The organism is Arthrobacter sp. TmtSoilC77 (genome assembly GCF_059739415.1).
Genome location: NZ_AP046050.1, coordinates 2,596,837 through 2,619,442 on the forward strand (window position 1 = coordinate 2,596,837; position 22,606 = coordinate 2,619,442).

Annotated in this window: 19 protein-coding genes; 14 read left to right on the forward strand and 5 right to left on the reverse strand. The window is 61.3% G+C overall.

All coding sequences use genetic code 11. The features are described 5' to 3' along the window. Positions 1–48: 48 nt before the first annotated feature. Together AC6I99_RS11930 and AC6I99_RS11935 are read left to right on the forward strand one after the other, a co-directional pair. Complete coding sequence (locus tag AC6I99_RS11930; protein WP_497961002.1) at positions 49–1,422, forward strand: O-antigen ligase family protein; 1,374 nt, start codon at positions 49–51, stop codon at positions 1,420–1,422. Beyond that, positions 1,403–2,563 carry a glycosyltransferase family 4 protein gene (locus tag AC6I99_RS11935; RefSeq protein ID WP_497961003.1) on the forward strand — a complete coding sequence of 387 codons (1,161 nt, stop codon included), beginning with the start codon at positions 1,403–1,405 and terminating at the stop codon, positions 2,561–2,563. The genes AC6I99_RS11930 and AC6I99_RS11935 overlap by 20 nt, the downstream gene beginning before the upstream one ends. A gap of 49 nt (positions 2,564–2,612) precedes the next feature. Here the strand turns inward: AC6I99_RS11935 and AC6I99_RS11940 are convergent, their stop codons facing one another. Beyond that, positions 2,613–5,237, reverse strand: a complete 2,625-nt coding sequence (locus AC6I99_RS11940; RefSeq protein ID WP_497961004.1) for a WecB/TagA/CpsF family glycosyltransferase — start codon at positions 5,235–5,237, stop codon at positions 2,613–2,615. Between the two features lie 431 nt (positions 5,238–5,668). On the opposite strand from AC6I99_RS11940, the gene AC6I99_RS11945 reads away from it, so the two are divergent. Next, positions 5,669–6,529 (forward strand): glycosyltransferase, encoded by an 861-nt coding sequence (locus AC6I99_RS11945; RefSeq protein ID WP_497961005.1) that lies wholly within the window; start codon positions 5,669–5,671, stop codon positions 6,527–6,529. Here AC6I99_RS11945 and AC6I99_RS11950 read toward each other — a convergent pair. Further along, entirely contained in the window at positions 6,521–7,930 is a 1,410-nt protein-coding gene (locus AC6I99_RS11950; protein WP_497961006.1) for a sugar nucleotide-binding protein, read from the reverse strand. The two genes, AC6I99_RS11945 and AC6I99_RS11950, sit on opposite strands and share 9 nt — an antisense overlap. Positions 7,931–7,932: 2 nt before the next feature. Then, positions 7,933–8,931, reverse strand: coding sequence for a dTDP-glucose 4,6-dehydratase (gene rfbB / locus AC6I99_RS11955; RefSeq protein ID WP_497961007.1), 999 nt, complete (start codon positions 8,929–8,931; stop codon positions 7,933–7,935). Positions 8,932–8,985: 54 nt separating this feature from the next. On the opposite strand from rfbB, the gene rfbA reads away from it, so the two are divergent. Continuing rightward, entirely contained in the window at positions 8,986–9,852 is an 867-nt protein-coding gene (gene rfbA / locus AC6I99_RS11960; RefSeq protein WP_497961008.1) for a glucose-1-phosphate thymidylyltransferase RfbA, read from the forward strand. Positions 9,853–9,864: 12 nt separating this feature from the next. Here rfbA and AC6I99_RS11965 read toward each other — a convergent pair whose 3' ends face one another. Beyond that, entirely contained in the window at positions 9,865–10,797 is a 933-nt protein-coding gene (locus AC6I99_RS11965; RefSeq protein WP_309926061.1) for an aldo/keto reductase, read from the reverse strand. A gap of 51 nt (positions 10,798–10,848) precedes the next feature. Here AC6I99_RS11965 and AC6I99_RS11970 point away from each other — a divergent pair, with 51 nt between their 5' ends. Together AC6I99_RS11970 and mshC are read left to right on the forward strand one after the other, a co-directional pair. Then, on the forward strand, positions 10,849–11,682 hold the full coding sequence (locus tag AC6I99_RS11970; RefSeq protein ID WP_224090379.1) for an undecaprenyl-diphosphate phosphatase: 834 nt from the start codon (positions 10,849–10,851) through the stop codon (positions 11,680–11,682). A gap of 15 nt (positions 11,683–11,697) precedes the next feature. Then, a complete protein-coding gene (mshC, locus tag AC6I99_RS11975; protein ID WP_309926059.1) occupies positions 11,698–12,975 on the forward strand; it encodes a cysteine--1-D-myo-inosityl 2-amino-2-deoxy-alpha-D-glucopyranoside ligase in 1,278 nt (425 codons plus the stop codon). 13 nt (positions 12,976–12,988) lie between these two features. On the opposite strand, the gene AC6I99_RS11980 is transcribed toward mshC, so the two are convergent. Continuing rightward, positions 12,989–13,894, reverse strand: coding sequence for a PAC2 family protein (locus AC6I99_RS11980; protein WP_223932802.1), 906 nt, complete (start codon positions 13,892–13,894; stop codon positions 12,989–12,991). 122 nt (positions 13,895–14,016) lie between these two features. Between AC6I99_RS11980 and AC6I99_RS11985 the strand changes: the two genes are divergently transcribed. The 8 genes from AC6I99_RS11985 to prcA all read left to right on the forward strand — a co-directional run bounded on the left by AC6I99_RS11985 (position 14,017) and on the right by prcA (position 22,606). After that, positions 14,017–14,736: an HAD family hydrolase gene (locus tag AC6I99_RS11985; protein WP_497961009.1), complete on the forward strand. Its 720-nt coding sequence runs from the start codon at positions 14,017–14,019 to the stop codon at positions 14,734–14,736. Further along, positions 14,737–15,900: a site-2 protease family protein gene (locus AC6I99_RS11990; protein WP_224090382.1), complete on the forward strand. Its 1,164-nt coding sequence runs from the start codon at positions 14,737–14,739 to the stop codon at positions 15,898–15,900. A 119-nt stretch (positions 15,901–16,019) separates the two neighbouring features. Continuing rightward, a complete protein-coding gene (locus tag AC6I99_RS11995) occupies positions 16,020–17,108 on the forward strand; it encodes a tRNA (adenine-N1)-methyltransferase (RefSeq protein WP_224164417.1) in 1,089 nt (362 codons plus the stop codon). 96 nt (positions 17,109–17,204) lie between these two features. After that, positions 17,205–19,016, forward strand: coding sequence for a proteasome ATPase (gene arc / locus AC6I99_RS12000; protein WP_224164418.1), 1,812 nt, complete (start codon positions 17,205–17,207; stop codon positions 19,014–19,016). A gap of 50 nt (positions 19,017–19,066) precedes the next feature. Then, entirely contained in the window at positions 19,067–20,686 is a 1,620-nt protein-coding gene (gene dop, locus AC6I99_RS12005) for a depupylase/deamidase Dop (RefSeq protein ID WP_224167530.1), read from the forward strand. Positions 20,687–20,803: 117 nt separating this feature from the next. Then, positions 20,804–21,007, forward strand: a complete 204-nt coding sequence (locus AC6I99_RS12010; RefSeq protein WP_216925702.1) for a ubiquitin-like protein Pup — start codon at positions 20,804–20,806, stop codon at positions 21,005–21,007. An 80-nt stretch (positions 21,008–21,087) separates the two neighbouring features. Then, positions 21,088–21,897, forward strand: a complete 810-nt coding sequence (prcB, locus tag AC6I99_RS12015) for a proteasome subunit beta (RefSeq protein ID WP_224090384.1) — start codon at positions 21,088–21,090, stop codon at positions 21,895–21,897. Between the two features lies 1 nt (position 21,898). Beyond that, positions 21,899–22,606, forward strand: a complete 708-nt coding sequence (prcA, locus tag AC6I99_RS12020; protein WP_224164419.1) for a proteasome subunit alpha — start codon at positions 21,899–21,901, stop codon at positions 22,604–22,606.

Consider the following 22,606-nt stretch of genomic DNA (forward strand, 5'->3'; position numbering starts at 1 on the left):
CGGAACACACCAGATAGTTGGGACCCGCGTGAAATAAGCGTGGCCCCGATGGGGACGCAGCGCGAGCGCTCGGATGTCGCCACATTCGTCACCATATATCTGGTGGTCACGTGCGCCGTTCCTTCCAACCTGACGATATCGGCCTTGGGCACAGTAGGACGGTTGACTACCTTGTGGGCCCTTTTGGCACTTGTATGGTGGGTGCTCTACCAGGCGCACAGGACCAGGCCGGAGGCTGTGGGGCGCCGCCCCGTCCGTCTCGCCCTGGCCCTCTTTTTAGCTATTGCGGTAGCCAGTTACGCGGTGGCGATGCTCCACGGCCTGCCCGAAAAGGAATCCAGTCCTGCAGATGGTGGACTCATCCGTTTGCTTGCCTGGGCCGGGATTCTCCTCCTGATCCACGATGGCCTCAAGGATCGACGTGGACTGGTTACCATCATGCGAAGTGTCGTCATGATGGGAACATTCACCGCAGTCCTTGGACTTCTCCAGTTTGCTACCGGAGCGTCCCTCATCGACTGGATCACCATCCCGGGTATGTCATCGAGCCCGGACTTCTCCAACATTGACGTCAGGGGCGGATTTGTCCGGGCCGCCGCCATGGCGTCCCACCCGCTTGAGTACGGAGTTGTACTTTCGACCTCATTTCCCATCGCTTTGACCTTGGCACTGACACAGACCACCAGGAACTGGCTGCTGCGGTGGCTACCGGTCATCGCTATCGCCGTTGCTTCCGTGTTGTCCGTCTCCCGTTCCGCATTGATCGCGGTCGCCATCGCCTTCGTTATCCTCATCCCTGCATGGTCCAAGTCCATGCGGCGTCGGGCCTATCTGGCATCAATAGGCCTCGTCGGGGCCGTCTATGTCGTCACTCCTGGACTGCTTGGCACGCTTCGGGGACTGTTCACGGTCGGGGGCGACGACACAAGCATTACTTCCAGGACCAACGGGTACTCCACGGCCTTGGGCATGTTGGAAAACAATCCCCTCATTGGGCGGGCGTTTGGAACGTTCCTGCCCGAGTACATCATCGTCGACAACCAGTATTTGGGACTGCTTGTGGAACTGGGAGTTCTTGGACTGGCCATGTTTCTGGCCCTCATCGTCAGTGGGCTAACGTGCGCTTGGCGCGCGCGGCACCTGGCAGTGGACAACGACATGCGTCAATTGAGCCAGGCAGTCCTTGCGTCCCTGGCAGCCGTAGCTGTCACTTTTGCTTTCTTCGACGGGCTCTCATTTCCCATGGCCGCCGCGATGTTGTTCCTCATGCTTGGACTCGCAGGGGCCTTGTGGCGCATCGTGCAGGACGAACGGGGAGGCCTGCTTGCGGGAAGGCTGCATGCGCTGCCCGCCGGAAAGACTGCTGTCTTTGGATTACTGCGCCCGCATCGAGACGGAGTTGATGATGGTTCGAACAGATGAGGTCTTCCACGGAGATGCGCCGAGAATCCTCCTCGTTAAGACCAGGGGACGCTCGACCGTGGAGCGGGCTGAACGGCAGCGTCTGGAGTCCTCCGGCGCAGAGCCGCGCAGTCTCCTGTTTGAAAAAACCCTGAACTGCGACGTCCTCGATGAAAACACCATTCAACACACAGCGGGCCTCCGGGCACACGTCTACAAGCGCCTGCCGGCCTTTGCCGCCCAGGCCTTCGAAGCCGCACGGCTCAGCAGCTCCTACGATGTCATTATTACGTGGTCTGAACGGCATTCAGTTGCCGTCGCGGCACTGTTCGCCATCCTCCGGATCAAGACTCCGCATTTAGCCATGATGTTCTGGCTTTCAAAACCGGCAGTTCGATGGCCTCTCAGGCTTTTCCGGACCGGTATAGACAGAATCGTGACATGGAGCTCCATCCAGCAGACCGTGGCGGTTGAAAACATTGGGTTTAAGCCCGACGACGTAGTCCTCGTTCGCCATCCCGTGGACTTGGAATTCTTCAAACCAGTCGATTCCGAGCGTGGGATCATCTTCTCGGCGGGCTCCACCCAACGGGACTTTCCAACCTTCGCAGACGCAGTCCGGGGATTGGACGTGCCCGTTCATATAGCCGCATCCCTGGTGGTTGCCCTTGACGGATACAAAATCATCACCCGGGACGTTCGTGATGAACCGGGCTGGCCAGAGAACTGCCAGGTCCGGCCACTCACGTCCGTTGAACTGCGAGACGCGTATGCCGCCGCCAAGGTGGTGGTTGTTCCGCTGTTACCCACCGACATTGACGCAGGCGTGAACGTCATCCTGGAGGGCATGGCCATGGGAAGACCTGTCATTGTCTCAGAAACCCAAGGCCAGGTGGACGTTATCCGTGACGGCGACACCGGAGTATTCGTGCCAGCAAAAGATTCCCAGGCCCTCAGGAGCCGCATAGAGTCTTTCCTGGCTGACCCGGACGCTGCGGAGGAAATGGGGCGTCGTGGTCGCGCCTACGTGGAGCAAAACCACCGTTTGGAAGACTTCATAGATCATGTCAGAAGCAATGTGCTCGAGTTGTCGGCACGGCCAAGCAGAAGAAACTTTTGGTCCCGGAGAAGCGGCGTACCGCTAGGGTCCGCCCAGCACTAGCTGGGGCTGCAAGACAATCCCACCCGCCTGGACCCCGCCCACACGGGTTCTACTGCCTGCTGCTCTCATCGCGTTCCCAGGAGGCGCCAGCTCTCCCCGTAAAGAATGCTCCACACCGGCCAATAACAGCGAAAGCTGCATATACGAGTGCATCGAACGCACTGACCGGCCCGCGTACTGAAACGGCCAGCTCCTGCAAAGTCCGCGCCGTCGAGGAGGCTGCGCTGGATGACATCGACAGAGGGCCCCGTGAGGGTGTTTGTTGGTGGTTACCGCGGTAGGTACGCCGAAGAATCGCAAGCAATGCCCTCGATGAGCGGGGCGTCCTCACGACAACCGGGTCTGTCGCCAGAACCGCCTTTTCGCCGGGCTGGAACAAGCAGTCCACGTAGTAGTCGTCGCCGGTCAGAGCTGGAAATTCTCCGAGCCGTTCATGTCCTTTCGCGTTCATTGCGTAGACTCCGGCCCCCCACAGTCCCTGCGCGTTTCCAGGAATCCGGTTCCGGGCCCTGTAATAAGCCCTGACCAATGCGGAGGCTCCGCTCGTGTCGTAGCGGAAGGCCGGCCGCGCAGCCAGAAGGGGCCCGGCCTCAAGGGCCTTGAAAACGGCGTGCAGGGCCTCGGAGTTGAGCTCCACATCAGCATCCAGGTACAGGCGCGGCCACAGTTCCGTAGCACCGTCCGCGGCGTTCAGTGCTGCTGTCTTGGACGCTTCGTTAACGTGCAGGACTTTAATGCCCCGATATTGCGAGGCAATGGATTCCGTCTCATCGGTGCAGCCATTGCACGCCACGATGACGTCTACAGTTCCGGCATTTATGACTTCCTTCAAAGAATCCAGTGTCCGGCCAATCACTTTTCCCTCATTGTGCGCCGGGATGATGACGGCGCCGGTTGGAAGGCCCTTCGAAAAATCAGGGAATCGGGTGGCATGAGGCAACGTCTGCCATAGCCGTTTCCTCAAAAGGGCCCGCGCTGCTTCCCGGTGGCCAGGTTTGTTTATTCGTGCCATCTCAGCGGCGCAAACAGCGGCCCGGAAGAGCGCAGCCCTGCTCCGCCCGAGATGTTTGGCTGCATAGCGAACACGATTCACGGACAGAAGCGCCGTCAGCTGGGGCGACGTACCCGAACCGCCGCCTTCATGAAACATCCTTGCTGTCGGCTCGAACCAGATTGATTTCCCTGCTTCACGGATTCGGTGGCAATAATCTGTCTCTTCCGAGTACAGGAAGAATTGCTCGTCCCATTCACCAACGGCCTGGGCTGCGTCATCGCTTATCAGCAGAGCCGCGCCTGTGGCCCATTCGATGCGGTGAGCGTATTGGTAGCCCTCCACGTCGAAGTCCATTTCCGAGAGCCAGGCCGGCCGACGGCGCAGATGGCTGCCCAGTGCGGCATCGCCCAGGGCCCGCATCACGCTCGGCTCCCGGCGCAGCGAGGGGTAAACACTGCCATCGCTTTCCAGCAGGACCGGCACAACCGCCCCAGCGTGGGACTGCCTCATTCTTTTGCGCAATGCTGCTACTGCGCCCGGCTCCACCCGCAGATCCGGATTCAAGATGAGGTAGGCGTCGGCGGGGCCCGCCACGCGCATCGCCGCGTTGATGCCACCGGCGTAGCCGAGATTTCCGCCCGTCCGCAAAGAGATGACATCCGAATGCTTCGTCAGCTCTGTCATGGTGCGGTCATCAGGAGAATTGTCGGCCACCACTACTTTCATGGTTTGCTCGCCCGTCATGGCCCTCAGGCTCGACACCAGGGGCCCGACGTCGTCGGCGTTGTTGTAGGTAACAACTATGGCGGCCACCTCCGCCCTTGCCTCAGCCGGGAGGAAGGGCTGCGAGGCCTGGTTGCTGATCGGGGCAGGGGAGATTATCGGATCCTCCGGCTTCCGGCCCACGGGCAGTGCGGTGGGAGGGACGTCCACAGCGCTGACCTGACGCAATTTCAGGTAGGCCTCGGGTCCATCTATCAGGTACCGGCGGGCAAGCCTACGCGGCTCCAGCATGAGTCGCCAAGCCCACTCAAACCCGTGGGAACTGATCCAGGATGGGGCGCGCCGGATTCGACCAGCCAGGAAATCGACAACAGCACCGAACGCCAGCAGAATCTTGGCTCCCGTGAGGCGACCATACTTGCTGACCCACAATTCCTGGCGAGGCTTGCCCATGCCCACCACCAGGATGTCCGGAGCCGTGTCCGCTATCTGCGCGGCGAGTTCCAACGAAGCCTGCTCATCGCTGATCACGGACCTGTCCGGGGCCCACCAGCCTGCGATCGCCAAATCCGGACGCTCCGCTGCGAACCTGCTGCGGATAAGCCCCTGGGCCTGCTCCGTGCCACCGAGGAATCCCACGCTCAGGCCGCGGCGTTCGGCTTCGTCCAGCAAGGGCTCCACAAGATCGCTTCCTGCCAGCCGCGGCCACGGCTGATCCGTGAGACGACGGGCTTCGGCAACCAGCGGGGCTCCATCCAACAGCGTCAACCACTCCACGGACGCGTGCTCAGCCATGGCGCCCATCCACCTGCTTCCGGCCCCAAAGTGCAGGATATGGTCCAGGTTCGCAGAACAAACGCCAAGAGGTGACGCGCCAACCGACGTTGCCCGGTCCATAATTTCCCGCAGGGCGCCGTCAAACTCCAAGAGCTTGACGGGAACTCCGCCCAGGCTCACCCACAGGCCCTGCCCGGCTGGGGAAACGGTTGGTGGTCGGGTACCGTGCCCTCTGGCTTCCCCCGGCCGGAGTCGCATCGAACTGTGGCGGGTGGCGACCCGGGAGGGCGCAGTCTCTTGGTGCAGCATTCTCGGCTCCAGGCTCGACGATCCAACTCACGGCACAAAAATGTGCCGGCGATCCAAGTCGCTGCACTTCCCGGATCGCCGATGCCGGACGGCGGGTGCCGCCCGAACTTACTTCCTTGAGTTGTCTCCCGGCCCTACTGTTTCGAGGCTGCCGTAGGGCTACTTTAGGACGATTTGCCTGCGTGCACCAGAGCGCGCATCTTGCGTTGTGCGGCATCAGGGTATTGCCTGCCGGCCTCTGTCGGGAGAGGATGCGTTGTGTCGACACCAAGGGACCAACCCTGACCACGTAGAGGACGGACATGGGCAGCGAGATCACAGACTGTTTGGGGGGCCTGGCAACGCATTTTGTTCTCACACGCTTCAATGTCCGCAGCTTTTATCACAAGGCAGAGCCCACGGACGCATGGCTTCGCGAGCGCCTTCAACTCTTTGAAATGTACTGCATCCCGTGCTTCCGAAATCAAACGGAAACCCGGTTTACCTGGCTGGTTTTCCTTGACTCCCTGTCGCCATTATGGTTGCGGCAGGAGATTGACAAATTATCCCAAGGCGTCTTTCGGGCTGTTTACGTTGAGGGTGCCTTCTCGCAGGAATTCCTGAGCCGGACAATTGGCCAACTTAGCGCCACGCCCTACGTCATTACCACACGGGTAGACAACGACGACGCAGTAGCAAAGGACTTTATTGAGACAATTCAAAGTTGTTTCAGGGAACAGGACAAAACGTTCGTAAATCTGGTGAACGGTGCGCAGTATGCCGGGCGGAAAGTTTACGTCCGCCCGTACACGATGAATCCATTTTCGAGCTTGATAGAGCGGGTTGCGAACCACGCTCCGGCCACGGTGTTCGTTGAACACCATTACCGGATCGATGCCTATGCCCCCGTCCTGAATGCGCGGACTGCACACCCGATGTGGTTGCAGGTGATCCACGGCGGTAACGTCCTCAACGAGGTTGTGGGCCTGCGGACGAGTGCCCGACGCATTGCCCCGCACTTTACTGTTTCCCTCGATGTGGATGATCGCTTCGTCAGCCGCAGCGTGGACAGGATCCTGGGCGCTTGGAGAATTCTCCTGCGGCTGCTCCGAAAGCCATCGCGGCTTAGGGACCTGGCCAAGACCCTCGTAGCGCGGAAAGCGGGAGGCTTCGTCTCAAAGTAGCGTTCCGGACCGCAGATATGCTTCCAACCGGGAATGCGACGTGGACGGACTGAAGCCCGTTCCCTTTATTTTCGAAAGGTCCAGGACGCTGCTGCCTGGACGCGGCGCCATCCCGGGTTTTGCGTATTCGGACGTGCTGATGGTGCTAATTTTCCCAGGATCCACACCACAGAGGCGATAGACCTCCTGCGCAATTTCCGCCCAGGACTGCGGCTCGCCGTCGCTGGTGAGGTTGTACGTTCCGTAAGGTGCCTGTTGCGTGATCAGGTGCCTGATGCCTGCGGCAATATCAGAAGCAAACGTCAGCCGCCCCCATTGGTCACCCACCACTGCGGGTGCTACGCCTTTTGCGGCCAGCCCAGCCATGGTGCGGACGAAGTTGCGGCCCTCGCCCACTACCCAACTGCTCCGCACAATGTAGTGCCGCGGCACCGCAGCAACGGCAGCGTCTCCGGCCGCTTTACTTTGCCCGTAGACACCCAGGGGAGTGGGCGCCTCGTCCTCCCGATGCACAGCGGCGGTACCGTCGAACACATAGTCGCTGGATACATGGACAAGCGTCAGTGAATGTTCGACGGCGGTCCTGGCCAGGCGGGACACTGCGGCTGCGTTGATGCTCCAGGCGGCAGTGCGGCCTTCCGCTGTCTCCGCGGCATCGACTCCCGTGAAAGCTGCGGCGTTGATGATGGTGGAATACTTGCGCCAATCGGTGGCGAGATAGGAATTCTCTGCCGAGATATCGAACTCGGCCCGCCCTGCGAAGTCCACCGTCGGGTCGCCGTCGAACTCCACTCTGAGCGCCTTCCCCAATTGGCCGTCCGCACCGAGTACCAACGTCCGCCTGGATTGCATGGGAGCTACGTCGCCCAATCGTGGATGGGTCCGGTCCTGGTCAGACACCACGGCCTCCTCCAGCGGGATGGGCCATGGTAAACCGACGTCTTCGTCGGCAAGGTTGAGGAACGTGTAGTCGGCCTGCGCTGCGGCACTCCAATGATCGTTGACCAGGTAGGTGTAGGCGGTATTGTCTTCGAGGGTCTGGAAGGCGTTGCCCACGCCCCGGGGAACAAAGATGGCTTCCATGGGGGACATCTCTGCGTGGAAAACCGTGCCGAAAGTCGGGCCCTGACGCAGGTCCACCCACGCACCAAAGATCCGCCCTGAGGCGAGCGAGATGAACTTGTCCCACGGTTCGGCGTGGATACCCCGGGTAGTCCCGCGTTTGGCATTGAAGGAGATGTTGTTCTGCACCGGCCCAAAGTCGGGGAGGCCCAAAGCCATCATCTTGCTACGGTGCCAGTTCTCCTTGAACCATCCCCGGTGGTCCCCGTGGACCGGCAGCCCGAAAAGCACCAGCCCGGGGATCGGTGTACTACGGGATGTCAATTCAGCGGGTCCCATGGTTAGTGGCCTTGGCCTGCGTATTTGGTCTCGGTCGCAGCTTTTTGCGGCCGCCACCAGGCTTCGTTGTCCTGGTACCAGCGGACGGTGTCAGCCAGGCCGGCGTCGAAGTCTGCAAACCGGGGGACCCAGCCAAGTTCCTTTCGAAGCTTGCTGGAATCGATCGCATATCGAAGATCGTGGCCGGGCCTGTCAGTCACCAGATCGTAGGCTTCTGAAGGCTGTCCCATTTGCCGAAGCAGCTTCTCCACGACGTCCCGGTTGGACTGCTCACCATCAGCGCCGATCAGGTACGTTTCACCAATCCGCCCACGCTCCAGGATTGCGGCCACGGCTGCGGAGTGGTCCTCCACATGGATCCAGTCCCGTACATTGTGGCCGTTGCCGTAGAGGCGGGGACGGTTGCCATCCAGGATGTTGGTGATCTGTCGCGGAATGAATTTCTCCACGTGCTGAAAGGGCCCATAGTTGTTGGAGCAGTTGCTGATGGTCGCCTTGAGGCCGAAGGAACGGACCCATGCCCTGACCAGCAGGTCTGAACCGGCTTTGGTTGCCGAGTAGGGGCTCGTGGGCCGATAGACCGAGGACTCGGTGAAACGCTCCGGATCTTCCAGGGCCAAATCCCCATACACCTCATCTGTGGATATGTGGTGGAAGCGGGTACTGTGCTTCCGCGCCGCTTCGATGAGCGTGAATGTACCTACGAGGTTCGTGTCCACGAACGGCCGGGGGTCCTGCAGTGAATTGTCGTTGTGTGATTCGGCAGCAAAATGGACCACGGCGTCAACGGCTGCCGTCATGCGGTCTACCAACGGGGCATCGCAGATATCGCCCTGGACGAATTCGAAGCGTTCAGGAGGCAGCCCCGCGAGGGACTCGATGTTCCCCGCATAGGTGAGTTTGTCCAGGGCCGTGACATGGAGGCGTGAGTGCTCCATGATGTAGTGGATAAAGTTGCATCCAATGAATCCGGCCCCGCCGGTGACAAGGATTCTCTGCATGGCCATAGCGTAGCCGCCAATTGCGGCTATGTGCAGCGGGAAGGGACAGCTAATATGCGCGGCATCGTTCTTGCAGGCGGCACGGGCTCCCGGCTACACCCAATAACGCTTGGAATCAGCAAACAATTAGTCCCTGTATTCGACAAACCCATGATTTATTATCCGCTGTGCACGCTGATGCTTGCCGGCATTCGGGACATTCTGGTGATTACTACGCCCATGGATGCGCCACAGTTCGAGAACTTACTGGGCGACGGTTCCCAATTCGGCATAAACCTCACATATGCACAACAACCCACCCCTGATGGATTGGCCCAGGCATTCATCCTGGGGGAGCGGCACATTGGCAGCGGCAAAGTAGCGCTCATCCTGGGGGACAACATCTTCAACGGTCCCGGGATGGGTAACCAATTCCGCAAGTACGCGGACGTTGAAGGAGGCGCGATTTTCGGTTACTGGGTCAAGGATCCGAGTGCTTACGGCGTGGTGGAATTCGACGACGACGGGCTGGCCGTTTCCATCGAAGAAAAGCCAACGTCCCCAAAGAGCAACTACGCGGTCCCGGGCCTGTACTTCTACGACAACGACGTCGTCGCCATGGCAAAGGACCTCAAACCCTCGCCTCGAGGGGAACTGGAGATCACGGATATCAACCGGCAATACATGGAGCTCGGCAGGCTCCACGTGCAAAAATTTCCGCGCGGGACTGCCTGGCTGGATACGGGAACCTTCAGCGACCTCAACGATGCGTCAAACTATGTCCGCACTACGGAGAACCGGCAGGGCCTGAAGATTGGAGCGCCGGAGGAGGTGGCCTGGCGGATGGGATACCTGAACGACGACGAACTCCGCCAGCAGGCTTCCAAGCTCGCCAAGAGCGGCTACGGCAGTTACCTGCTGGATATCCTCGACCGCCAATAACGACCTTGAGGGCTATACAGCCGAGACGTCTTCCAAAGCGCGCGAGATCTCGGCCGGGAGAACCGTCAACTGGGCATCCAGCAATTCCTTGAGCTGGACTGCGTTGCGGGCTCCCACGATAGCCGTGGCAACGCCGGGACGCGAAAGCAACCAACTCAGGGATACGTCCAGGGGTGATCGTCCCAAACCCCGCGCGGCCATGGCGACGGCCTCCACCACCCGTGATGCCTTCGGTTCAAGGTAGGTCTCAACGTACGCAGCGAGTCTGCTCTGCGCAGCCCGGGAATCAGCAGGAATCTGGCCCCGGTACTTTCCGCTCAAGACACCACGGCCCAGGGGAGCCCAGGCCATCAGGCCGAGCCCGGCATCCTCCACGGCGGGAATGAGCTCTTCCTCCGGCTTTCGCTGCACCAGGGAATATTCGGATTGGTTGGCTACCAGCGTGAAACCAGCGACCGCCGCCGCTTTGGCTGTCTGCCACCCGTTGTAGTTGGAAATTCCCACATAGCGGGCACGTCCCGTCCTCTGCGCGAGCTCCAACGCTGACAGAGTCTCGTCCAAGGGCACATTCGGGTCCCACTCGTGAACGAACCAGATATCGAGGTAATCGGTTCCAAGCCTTGCCAGGCTGGCGTCCAACGCCGACAACAGGGCACCCCGCGATGCATTGATGCTGCGCCTGGATTCCGACGACGAGACGCCGGCTTTGGTGGATATCACGACTTCGGAACGAGCCACGACATCGCCCAACATGGAGCCCAACATCGCCTCAGCCTGGCCTTGTGCATACGATGCAGCGGTGTCGATGACGGTGCCGCCTGCGTCCACGAAGGCGTGGAGCAACTCGGCAGCGTCCTGCTCATCCGTCTCCTGCGCCCAGGACATTGTTCCGAGGGACAAAGAGGAGACACGGAACCCGCTGTTCCCGACATAACGCTGCTGCATGCTGATAGCTTACGGGGAGTTCCCAGTCTTCATGACGTAGGGTCTATTCACGTGAACTGGATAGAAGCAGCCTTGCTGGGCCTGGTGCAGGGCCTCACCGAATTCCTCCCGATCTCCTCAAGCGCACACCTGCGGATCGTGGGCTCATTCCTTCCGAATGCGGCCGATCCCGGAGCCGCCTTCACGGCCATCACCCAACTGGGTACGGAGACGGCGGTCATCGTCTATTTCTGGCGCGACATCGTGCGGATCATTGGGGCCTGGTTCAGGTCCCTGAGTGGAAAAGTCCCACGGAATGATCCGGACGCCCGAATGGGATGGCTGGTGATCCTGGGCAGCCTTCCCATCATCGTGCTCGGGTTGTTGTTCCAGGACCAGATCGAGTCGGTCCTGCGGAGCATGTGGATAGTCGCCACCATGCTCATTGTCTTTGGCATGATCCTGGCGGTTGCCGACGCCGTTGGCCGGCAGGAACGGGATCTCACGGAGCTCAGCTACAAGCACGGCATCCTGTACGGTTTTGCCCAGGCAATGGCCCTTATTCCCGGCGTATCGCGGTCCGGCGGAACCATCACTGCCGGGTTGCTGATGGGGTACACGCGTGAAGCTGCGGCCCGCTACTCGTTCCTCCTCGCCATTCCAGCGGTTTTCGGCAGCGGCCTGTACCAGCTCTACAAAACGGTTTCCAAGGAGGGCCTGGCCGGTCCCTACGGCCTCCCGGAAACGGCGCTGGCCACAGTCATCGCTTTCGTGGTGGGCTACGTGATCATTGGTTGGTTCCTTAAGTTCGTCTCCACACGCAGTTACAGGCTCTTTGTCTGGTACCGCATTCTTTTGGGCCTGGCCTTGTATGTCCTGCTCGGTTTCAATGTGATCAGCGCCTAGCACTAAGGTTGAGTCGTGAAATCGTGGACTTCCCGCCCTGTTCCTGAGCTGCCCGGCAGTATGCCCCAACTACGCCTCTTCGACACCGCCCTCGGCCGCGTCGTGGAGATTGAGCCGCAGCCGGAACAATCGATGTACGTCTGCGGTATTACGCCCTACGACGCCACCCATATGGGACACGCCGCAAGCTACGTGGCCTTCGACCTCCTCAACCGGGCCTGGCGCGATGCCGGGATCCCGGTGGCCTACGTTCAGAACGTTACGGACATCGATGACCCGCTGCTTGAGCGCGCCACCGCCACCGGCGTGGACTGGCGTGAACTGGCGCAGAGCCAGATTGAACTGTTCCACACGGATATGGACGCCCTCAACGTCCTTGCTCCAAACCACTACATCGGCGCGGTCGAAGCCATTCCGGATATTGTGCCCGCCATCGAGCGGCTTATTGCCGACGGCGTCGCCTACCGCGTACAAGGCACAGACGGCGAACCCGACGGCGATGTCTACTACGACGTCGAAATGGCCGGCAAACGATCCGACGCCACGGATGCATGGACCCTGGGCGATGTTTCAGGCCTCGGCGAAGCGGAAATGCTTTCCCTCTTTGCAGAGCGTGGGGGCGATCCGGACAGGGCAGGCAAACGCCAGGCGCTCGATCCGTTGCTCTGGCGCGTAGCACGTGAAGGCGAACCCAGCTGGCCGGGGGCCACCCTGGGCGACGGCCGTCCCGGATGGCACATCGAGTGTACGGTTATCGCGCAGAAATACCTGCCCGCACCATTCACAGTGCAGGGTGGCGGCTCGGATCTCATCTTCCCCCACCACGAAATGGGAGCCGGACACGCGTACTCGCTGGCAGGCGTTCCGCTCGCCAAGCATTATGCCCACGCCGGCATGGTGGGCCTTGACGGGGAAAAGATGAGCAAGTCCAAGGGCAACCTGGTGCTTGTCTCCAAGCTCCGCGCCGCTGGAGAAGAACCAGCCGCAATCCGCCTTGCAATCCTCGCCCACCACTACCGCTCGGACTGGTCGTGGACTGAGGCGGACTTTGCGGCAGCAAAGGATCGGCTGGCCCGATGGCGCAATGCCCGTGACGTTGCCCCCGCCGGTTCGGCCGCAACACTCGTTGAGGCCATGCGCCTGGAATTGGCCAATGACCTCAACGCTCCCGGAGCCATTGCCGCCGTCGATCGCTGGGCTGACGAAGCATTGCGGCAGAACGCACCAATGTCCGGGATTGACGCCGCCCTTATGGGCGATGCCGTAGACGCCCTGCTCGGGGTGGAGCTTTAAGGCCGGTCCTGCGCTAGGGCCGGTCCTTTCCGCGTCGCTTGAGGTAACGCTCGAATTCGCGTGCAATAGATTCGCCCGATGCTTCCGGGAGGTCCGCGGTATCCTTGGCTTCCTCCAGCTGCCGCACGTAGGCGGCAATCTCAGGATCTTCAGTGGCGAGCTCATCGACGCCCCGTTCCCAAGCCTCTGACTCTTCTGCCAGTGCCTGGCTGTCCAAGGGAACCTGGAGCAGGTCTTCGATCTTGTGAAGGATGGCCAGCTGGGCTTTGGGCGATGGCGGCTGTGCGACATAGTGGGGGACGGCTGCCCACAGGGAAACGGTTGGCAGCCCGGCCAGCATGGCGAACTCGGCCAGGACGCCAACAATTCCCACGGGTCCCTCGTATTGGGAGGCTTCCAGATTCAGCCGTTCCCGCAGCGAACTGTCTTCCGTGGTGGTGCTTACCGGAATTGGCCGGCTGTGGGGAACATCGGCCAGCAGCGCACCGACAAGAATGACCGAGTCCACCTTCAGTGCTTCCGCATGGACCAGGAGTTCTGTGGTGTATGCCCGCCAACGGTACGAAGGTTCGGTGCCAAGAACAAAAACCACGTCCACATTGCTGTCCGGAACTGACGCCTTGTAGATCCGCGTTGAGGGCCACTTGACCTTCCGCGCACCCGAGGACGTGCGGCGCACGGTGGGCCGGGTGAACTGGAAGTCGTAGTACTCCTCGGCGTCTACGGTGGCAACCTTCTTGCCGTCCCAGACTTTGTTCAAGTAGTGCAGCGCATCGCTGGCGGCCTCACCGGCGTCGTTCCAGCCTTCAAACGCGGCGATCATTACGGTGACGCGTTGGCCTTCCGCGGGTTCCTTAAGGAAACGCTCGGGCTCCGCGGTGATGTCCTGTCCTTCGGGGGTCCCGTCCACACTGTTCATCCACTCACCCTACGTCCAAGACCCTTGTGGATGCATGGCATTTCACCCCGGAGCGTGTCCTGTATTCGCCCACAGCGCAAGCCCGGCCGGAAGCGCCCCGGGTTCCACGTAGACTTGAAACCATGCCTTCGTCATCCGTTCAGCCCCTCCTCAAAGCCGTGCTCTGGGATATGGATGGCACCCTGGTGGACACTGAGCCTTACTGGATCGCCGCCGAGCGCGCACTCGTGGAGGCGCACGGCGGGACATGGTCGCACCAGCAGGCCATGCAGTTGGTGGGTCAGTCCCTGCTTCACTCCGCCGCGGTGCTGCAAGCTGCTGGAGTCCGCCTTGAAGCCCGGGAAATCGTGGATACCCTCAGCGCACAGGTGATCATGCACGTCCGCAATGAAGTTCCCTGGCGCCCGGGTGCACGCGAGCTGCTGGACGAATTGCACCAGGCAGGCGTCCGTTGCGCCCTGGTCACCATGTCCGAGGGCCCACTGGCCGGCGTTATCGTCGAAAGCCTTGCCAAGCCCTACTTCGAATTCCTGGTAACGGGAGACACCGTCACCAACGGCAAACCCCATCCGGAGGCCTACCTCACGGCTGTGGAACGGCTCCGCCTCGATGACCCGTCGCTGACCATCGATCACTGTGTTGCGTTGGAAGATTCCATTCCGGGCGCTACGGCTGCCCTGGCATCGGGCGTACTGACAGTGGGCATTCCCCACCAGGTTCCGTTGCCCGAGTATCCGGGCATGGTCATGTGGGAGACCCTGGTGGGCCGGACCGCAGCGGACGTCAGCCAGCTGATTGCCGACCGCGTCGCGCAGGGAAACCTGTTTGAAGGGGCAAACTAGGTGAGCAGCTCCTCCACGCCCCACCATGCTGCCATCAAAAAGGACGGCATTCCATTGGGGAAAATCGCGGGAATCCGCGTGTATCTCGCTTACTCGTGGTTCGTTATCGCCGGCTTCACGATCATCGTCTATGGGCCCGCCCTGCTGGTGCGCATGCCCAACCTGGGCATTTGGGCCTACTTTGTCGCCCTCGGTTATGCCTTGCTGCTCGCGCTCTCCGTCCTGGTCCACGAGCTTGCCCATGCGCTCAGTGCCAAAGCGTTCAACTGGCCAACGGAAAAGATTGTCCTGAACCTGTGGGGCGGGCACACCCAGTTCGAGAGCTTCACCGCGTCCCCTGGACGCTCTGTCATCGTCGCCCTTGCCGGACCGGTGTCGAACTTTATCCTGGCCGGCGGCATGTGGGCTGTCCTAAGTTCAGGCGTCCTCGGTGGCGTCGCGGAAATCCTGGCAAACATCCTGATGTGGGCCAACCTTCTTATTGGCATCTTCAACGTTCTTCCCGGTTTGCCATTGGACGGCGGCCGGTTGGTGGAGTCGGCGGTATGGAAGGCCACGGGCAGCCAGGACAAGGGGACCATAGCCGCAGGATGGTCAGGCCGCGTCATCGTCGCCGCACTTGTCATTTGGTTCATCGGGGTGCCGCTCCTCAGCGGAGCACCCCTGGACATCAGCCTCATGCTTATCACCGTCCTCGTCTGTGGCTTCCTGTGGATGGGCGCATCGAGCTCAATCAACCACGCAAAGCTCCGCAGCCGCCTTTACCTCGTGAGTGCGGCCGGGCTCGCGGAGCCGGCAGTGGGCCTGCCGAACGCTGCCAGTGTGGCAGACGTCCTGGCGGTATCCCCGGCAGGGAGTCCCGCCGTCGTGATTTGCGGACCCGACGGAAAACCGCAGGGAGTGGTGGATCCGGGGGCAGCTGCCGCGGTCCCTCCCGAGGCGGTAGCGACGACGCCGGTCACCGCCGTCGCGCACGCCCTCGCTGCCGGCGCCTACGTCCCGGAATGGTCCAAGGGCCAGGAGCTGATCCAGTATCTGGCGCGGCTGGAAGGCGGCGAATACGCTGTGGTGGACCACAACGGAACCGTGACCGGGTTGCTCCGCCAGCAAGCAGTAGTGACAGCGATAACAGGTAAAGAAGCCCGGGGCAGCGGGCGCGCCTAACGCCCTTGCCGGTAGAGTTACGAGCCGGTCCATAAAACAAACAAAACAAACCATCCTTTTCGGCGCCCATACGGCAGCAACACATGGCGGCGCAACCGCCCAGGAGCGAGGAACACCACATGAGCAGCGAAACCGCCGCGGCTGAGACAAGCGCAGGCACTGTCACGGGCGCGGACACAGGCATCAACAAGCCAGCCACTGACTCTGCCACGCAACCAACCGGGGCAGCCCGCCGCCGTGGGCCGTTCCGCGTGGGCGAGCGGGTGCAGCTCACCGATGAGCGTGGCCGGATGAACACCATCACGCTTGAAGTGGGGGGAGCTTTTCATACCCACCGCGGTTTCCTGAACCACGATGAAATCATCGGCAAGGTTGATGGTTCGGTAGTCAGCAACAATATCGGGCAGCAGTACCAAACGCTGCGTCCCTTGCTTTCGGACTTCGTCCTGTCCATGCCCCGTGGCGCTGCGGTCGTCTATCCGAAGGACGCGGGCCAGATTGTCACGATGGCCGATATCTTCCCGGGTGCCCGGGTTGTTGAAGCCGGCGTGGGCTCCGGCGCGCTTTCCATTTCCCTGCTCCGTGCAGTCGGTGACGGCGGCTATCTCCATTCCTTTGAGCGCCGCGAAGAATTCGCCGATATCGCCCGGGGGAACGTCGAGACGATTTTCGGTGGCCCGCACCCCGCTTGGCAGATCTCCCTTGGTGACTTCCAGGAAGAAGTGGTCCGTGCCGAGGCGCCCGGCTCCGTAGATCGCGTAGTGCTGGACATGCTTGCTCCCTGGGAGTGCCTTGACGCCGTGGCAACGGTCCTGGCCCCAGGTGGCGTCTGGATCAATTACGTCGCAACGGTGACGCAGCTTTCCCGCACCGCCGAGGCCATCAGGGCTGACGGACGTTTCACTGAACCGGATGCCTGGGAATCCATGGTGCGCGGCTGGCACCTTGAAGGACTCGCAGTACGCCCGGACCACCGCATGGTGGCCCATACGGGATTCCTCCTGGTCACCAGGCGGCTCGCCGACGGCGTCACTGGAATCTCCGTCAAGCGGCGCCCGTCCAAGACCGAATTCAGCGAGGAAGACCTGAACGCATGGACTCCGGGAGCGGTAGGGGAGCGTGCCGTTTCGGACAAGAAACTCCGCCGTGCCGCACGTGACGCCATCGCCGGAACCAATGTCCAGGACGACCCCCCGGTCACAAACTGAAAAGGTCACAATAGGGTCCGCATTCCGGATGTCACCAAGCACCCTGAGCTTTTCGGGACTAAGGTCTTGTTAAGCGCAGGAAGGGGCTGATGAATCGTGGATACGTCGAACAACAACGACATTGGACGGCCGACGCCGGAGGAAGCTAACGCCGCTGCTGAAGAGGCAGCAAACCGGAGGCTTGCCGCCATCCAGCCGCCCGACCCATCCAGTGAATTGACCGTGGCCGAACGCCAGATCAACATCCTTCGGGACAAGCTTCGCCACATCGACCGCCAGCTTGCCGCCGCCACCCAGAACAACAGCAAGCTCGTCAGCATGCTTGAAACGGCGAAGGGCGAGATCCTTCGTTTGAAGGGTGCTTTGGAGCAGGAAGGGCAGCCGCCCTACAGCTTCGGAACGGTGGTACAGATCAACCCCCGCAGGCAGCCGGGCCCGGGATCTTCCGGGCAGGCGGCCACGGAGGAATCCGTGGACATTTTCAATGCAGGCCGCAAGATGCGTGTTGGCATCAGCCCGCTGGTAAATGTCAACCAACTCGCAGTTGGCCAGGAAGTCCTTTTGAATGAGGCCCTGCTGGTGGTTGCCGGGCTCGGCTACGAACGGGCGGGTGAACTCGTTACGCTCAAGGAGATGCTGGGCAAGGACCGTGCGTTGGTAGTTGGCCGCGCCGACGAGGAACGCGTAGTCCGCCTTTCAGGAGCGTTGCAAAGCGTGCACCTGAAGGTAGGAGACGCGCTGTCGCTGGATTCGCGCACCGGCTATGCGCTGGAAAAAGTCCCGCGCGCTGAGGTGGAGAACCTTGTCCTGGAAGAAGTTCCGGACATCACCTATCAGGACATCGGCGGCCTTGGTCCCCAGATCGAACAGATCCGTGATGCTGTTGAACTCCCGTTCCTGCATCCGGACCTGTACCGGGAACACGGGCTCAAGGCGCCCAAGGGAATCCTTCTCTACGGTCCGCCGGGTTGCGGCAAGACCCTCATCGCCAAGGCCGTGGCCAATTCCCTGGCTGCCCGTGCCGCTGAGCGCGCAGGCAACACGGACCTCAAGAGCTACTTCCTCAACATCAAGGGTCCTGAGCTCCTGGATAAGTACGTTGGCGAGACCGAACGGCACATCCGGCTGATCTTCTCCCGTGCCCGCGAAAAAGCGTCCGATGGCAGCCCCGTGGTGGTTTTCTTCGACGAAATGGATTCGCTGTTCCGTACGCGTGGAACCGGAGTGTCTTCCGACGTCGAAACCACCATCGTCCCGCAGCTGCTTAGCGAGATTGATGGCGTGGAGCGTTTGGACAATGTGATCGTCATTGGTGCCTCAAACCGCGAGGACATGATCGATCCCGCGATCCTCCGGCCGGGCCGCCTTGACGTAAAGGTCAAGATCCAGCGACCCGATGCCGAAGCTGCTGCAGACATCTTTGGCAAGTACATCACCACTGACCTTCCCTTCCATGCACAGGATCTGGCGGAGTATGGCGGAGACGTCCAAGCTACTGTCGACGCCATGATCCAGCGCACCGTGGAGGCAATGTATTCCACCGAGAAGTCGAACGAATACCTTGAAGTCACGTACGCCAACGGTGATACGGAAATGCTCTACTTCAAGGATTTCAACTCAGGCGCCGTGGTTCAGAACGTCGTGGACAGGGCCAAGAAGTATGCGATCAAGGATCTGCTGACCAACCATCAGAAGGGTCTGAGGATCGATCACCTGCTGCGTGCAGTGGTGGACGAATTCCGGGAACACGAGGACATGCCGAACACCACGAACCCTGACGACTGGGCAAGAATCTCAGGGAAGAAGGGCGAACGGATCACGTACATCCGTACGATCGTGCAAGGCAAGGCAGGCCAGGAACCTGGCAAGTCGATCGAGACTACAGCCAACACGGGTCAGTACCTGTGACGGCCAAAACCGAGGGTGTACCCGCGGAAAGGTTGCCTGTAGGCGGCGCCATGCGCGTCATGGGTTCCGAAACCGAGTACGGAATCCATGCGCCATCGGCGCCCGGGGCGAACGCCACCATGATGTCCGCCCGGATCATCCAGGCCTATGCGACGGTCACCCGCCAACGTGCCGCCGGGGGAGCGGAAACCCGTTGGGACTATACGGACGAAGAACCCTTGCACGACGCCCGCGGCTGGACGGTTGACCGGGCAAGTGCCGATCCCAGCCAGCTGACTGACCAGCCGCCAGTGCTCGACGCCGAGGCAGTCGCGTTGGCGTATGGCCGCCAGGAATTGGAACTGGATGGCCAGGACGAATCCGGTTCGCTCCTCATGAACATGGTCCTCGGGAACGGCGCCCGCCTTTACGTGGACCATGCACACCCGGAGTACTCAAGCCCTGAAGTCACCAACCCGCGGGATGCAGTGGCCTGGGACGCTGCCGGCGATCTCGTAGCACTTGCCACGGTGAGGAAAGTAGCGGCAGACACCAGCCTTCCGCCGATCAATCTCTACAAGAACAACACGGACAACAAATCGGTGTCCTACGGCTCGCACGAGAACTACCTCATGCCCCGTTCAGTTCCTTTTGGCGACATCATCCGGGGACTCACACCATTCTTCGTGTCCCGGCAGGTGATTTGTGGGGCCGGGCGTGTGGGGATCGGACAGGACAGTTCCACGGCCGGCTACCAGATCAGCCAACGGGCAGACTTCTTCGAGGCTGAGGTGGGCCTGGAGACCACTATCCGACGCCCCATCATCAACACCCGGGACGAGCCTCATGCAACCGCGGATAAGTACCGGCGGCTTCACGTCATTATCGGCGATGCGAACCTCAGCCAGGTTTCCAACTATCTGAAGTTCGGCACCACTGCCATGGTTCTCAGCCTTATTGAAGCCGGCCAGGCGCCCCGCATCGAAGTCCATGAACCCGTTCAGGCACTGCAGGCCATCAGTCATGACACAACTTTGGCCACTACCGTAAGACTGCTGGATGGACGGCGGGTGACCGCCCTGGATATCCAGTGGATGTACTACGAAGCTGCCGCAAAGCTGGCGCAGGAGACCGGAGTTGCCGATTCCGTCACTGGCGACGGGCACACGCATGGCGTACTTGAACGCTGGGAATCGACCCTGTCACTGCTGGGCAGCGATCCCGCTGCTGCGGCGTCATCCGTGGAATGGATAGCCAAGAAGTCCCTCCTTGAGGGGTATCGGAACCGCGACGGCCTTGGTTGGGACGATGCCCGGCTCGGGTTGGTCGATCTCCAATGGTCCGATATCCGGCCGGAGAAGGGCCTTTACTACCGGATGCTGTCCAGGGACAGGATGATCCGGATCGTCGACGACGCCGACATCGCCAGGGCGGTGGGTGAACCGCCGTCGGACACACGGGCGTATTTCCGCGGACGGTGCGTTTCAAGTTTCGGCAAGGACGTCGTTGGCGCCAGTTGGGACTCGGTCATCTTCGATGTTCCGGGACTTGGGAAACTGCAGCGTGTTCCCACCCGCGAACCACTTCGGGGGACCCGGGCGCTCACAGGAGCCCTCTTTGACCGGCATCAGGAGGCGGGCTCGTTCCTGGCCGAATTGCTGGGCCAAAAGCCGCCGCCGCCCAAGGACTGAGGCATTCAGCTACGGGCAAAAATGGTGCCTTGGCAAAGCCGGGCGCAGCAGCCCACGGCGTGGCAATATGGCAGTAGGAAGTCCCCACAACCGGGGGCTGACAGTAGGGAGATGGAAATGGCAGCTCAGGAGCAGCAGCAACCGCAGTCACGGGATACTGAGACTGAAGTAGACGTCCCGGAGGCACCACCGGCAGCACCCGAAGCCCAGGCCTCGGATGCCACCCAGGGCGTGGACGACCTCCTTGACGAAATCGATGGCGTCCTGGAATCCAACGCTGAAGAGTTCGTCAGGGCCTTCGTCCAAAAGGGCGGCCAGTAAGCGGACCCGGACAAACCATGTACTGCCCGGCTGGCGCGAGGCCACCGGGCATCGGAATGCAGAGTCGAAGGAGTGCAGCAATGCAGGACCCATCAACCGGCCCCCTGGCCACCCAGGCAACGTCTTCATTCACGGAGCACCTTCAACGCTCGCGTCCCGAACTCCTTCCGTTCAACCAAACGTTGCCGGCCGGTACCGTTCCGTCCTCGCCGCACGCGACCACCATCGTCGCCTTGACGTATGCCGGCGGCGTGCTGATGGCGGGGGACCGGCGGGCAACCATGGGGAACGTGATCGCCAGCCGGCACATTGAGAAGGTCTTTCCCGCGGACCAGTATTCGGTACTGGGTATTGCCGGTACGGCGGGCCTGGCAATCGATATCACGCGGCTCTTCCAGGTGGAACTGGAACACTACGAGAAAATTGAGGGCACGCTCCTTAGCCTCGTGGGCAAGGCGAACCGTTTGGGTGCGATGATCCGCGGCAACTTGCCCATGGCAATGCAGGGAATGGCGGTGATTCCCTTGTTTGCCGGTTTCGACCACGTTTCGGGCACCGGACGGCTTTTCTCCTACGACGTCACCGGTGGGCGCTATGAAGAACAGGAACACCACTCCGTGGGTTCCGGTTCAGTTTTTGCACGTGGAGCCCTGAAGAAACTTTGGAAGCCGAACCTTTCGGAAGAACAGGCTGTGGCCGTCGCGGTTGAGGCGCTCTACGACGCCGCGGACGACGACTCCGCAACGGGCGGCCCGGACCCCGTCCGCCAGCTGTGGCCAGTGGTTTACACGGTCAACCGTGCCGGTAATCGCCGGGTACCTGAACGGGACCTGGCGGCGATAGCCGGTGCCATCGTCGAATCCCGTGCCATCGCCGGACGGGAGGCCTGACATGACGCAGCAGTTCTATGTCTCACCCGAACAGCTGATGAAGGACCGTGCGGATTTCGCACGGAAGGGCATTGCCCGCGGACGCTCCGTAGTGGTGATCAGTTGTGCCGATGGCATCGCACTGATCGCTGAGAACCCGTCACCGTCGCTGCATAAAATCGGCGAGATCTACGACAAAATCGCTTTCGCAGCAGTGGGCAAGTACAACGAGTTCGAAAGCCTCAGGCAGGCCGGGGTGCGGTACGCGGATGTCCGTGGCTACTCGTACGACCGCGAAGACGTGACCGCCCGGGGATTGGCAAGCGTCTACGCGCAGAGCCTCGGCGCTGTGTTCACCGCCGAACAAAAGCCGTTCGAAGTGGAACTGGCCGTGGCTGAAGTCGGCCTGGCGCAGGAGCAGGACCACCTGTACCGGCTCACCTTTGATGGCTCGATTGCCGATGAGAACGGCTTCGTGGTGATGGGTGGACTTGCCGACCAGATTTCCGACGTCGTAAGCGGAGCTTGGGAGCCCGAGCTTGGTTTTGCCGGAGCCATGAGATTGGCTTTGCGCGCTTTGGCGACGGACAAGGAAGCCGACGCCCTCCCGGCGACCGCCGTCGAAGCTGCCGTTCTGGACCGCGCTTCGGAGAGTCACCGGGGTTCCCGCCGGGCTTTCCGGCGTCTGCTCCCCGAGGACATGACACAGCTGCTCACAGAGGAGGCTTGA

Bases quoted from the DNA above. Each gene is read 5' to 3' on its own strand.
- AC6I99_RS11930 (WP_497961002.1), top strand. From the start codon at position 49: ATGGGGACGCAGCGCGAGCGCTCGGATGTCGCCACATTCGTCACCATA.
- AC6I99_RS11935 (WP_497961003.1), top strand. From the start codon at position 1,403: ATGATGGTTCGAACAGATGAGGTCTTCCACGGAGATGCGCCGAGAATC.
- AC6I99_RS11945 (WP_497961005.1), top strand. From the start codon at position 5,669: ATGGGCAGCGAGATCACAGACTGTTTGGGGGGCCTGGCAACGCATTTT.
- AC6I99_RS11950 (WP_497961006.1), bottom strand. From the start codon at position 7,930: ATGGGACCCGCTGAATTGACATCCCGTAGTACACCGATCCCCGGGCTG.
- rfbB (WP_497961007.1), bottom strand. From the start codon at position 8,931: ATGCAGAGAATCCTTGTCACCGGCGGGGCCGGATTCATTGGATGCAAC.
- rfbA (WP_497961008.1), top strand. From the start codon at position 8,986: ATGCGCGGCATCGTTCTTGCAGGCGGCACGGGCTCCCGGCTACACCCA.
- AC6I99_RS11965 (WP_309926061.1), bottom strand. From the start codon at position 10,797: ATGCAGCAGCGTTATGTCGGGAACAGCGGGTTCCGTGTCTCCTCTTTG.
- AC6I99_RS11980 (WP_223932802.1), bottom strand. From the start codon at position 13,894: ATGAACAGTGTGGACGGGACCCCCGAAGGACAGGACATCACCGCGGAG.
- AC6I99_RS11985 (WP_497961009.1), top strand. From the start codon at position 14,017: ATGCCTTCGTCATCCGTTCAGCCCCTCCTCAAAGCCGTGCTCTGGGAT.
- AC6I99_RS11995 (WP_224164417.1), top strand. From the start codon at position 16,020: ATGAGCAGCGAAACCGCCGCGGCTGAGACAAGCGCAGGCACTGTCACG.
- dop (WP_224167530.1), top strand. From the start codon at position 19,067: ATGCGCGTCATGGGTTCCGAAACCGAGTACGGAATCCATGCGCCATCG.
- AC6I99_RS12010 (WP_216925702.1), top strand. From the start codon at position 20,804: ATGGCAGCTCAGGAGCAGCAGCAACCGCAGTCACGGGATACTGAGACT.
- prcB (WP_224090384.1), top strand. From the start codon at position 21,088: ATGCAGGACCCATCAACCGGCCCCCTGGCCACCCAGGCAACGTCTTCA.
- prcA (WP_224164419.1), top strand. From the start codon at position 21,899: ATGACGCAGCAGTTCTATGTCTCACCCGAACAGCTGATGAAGGACCGT.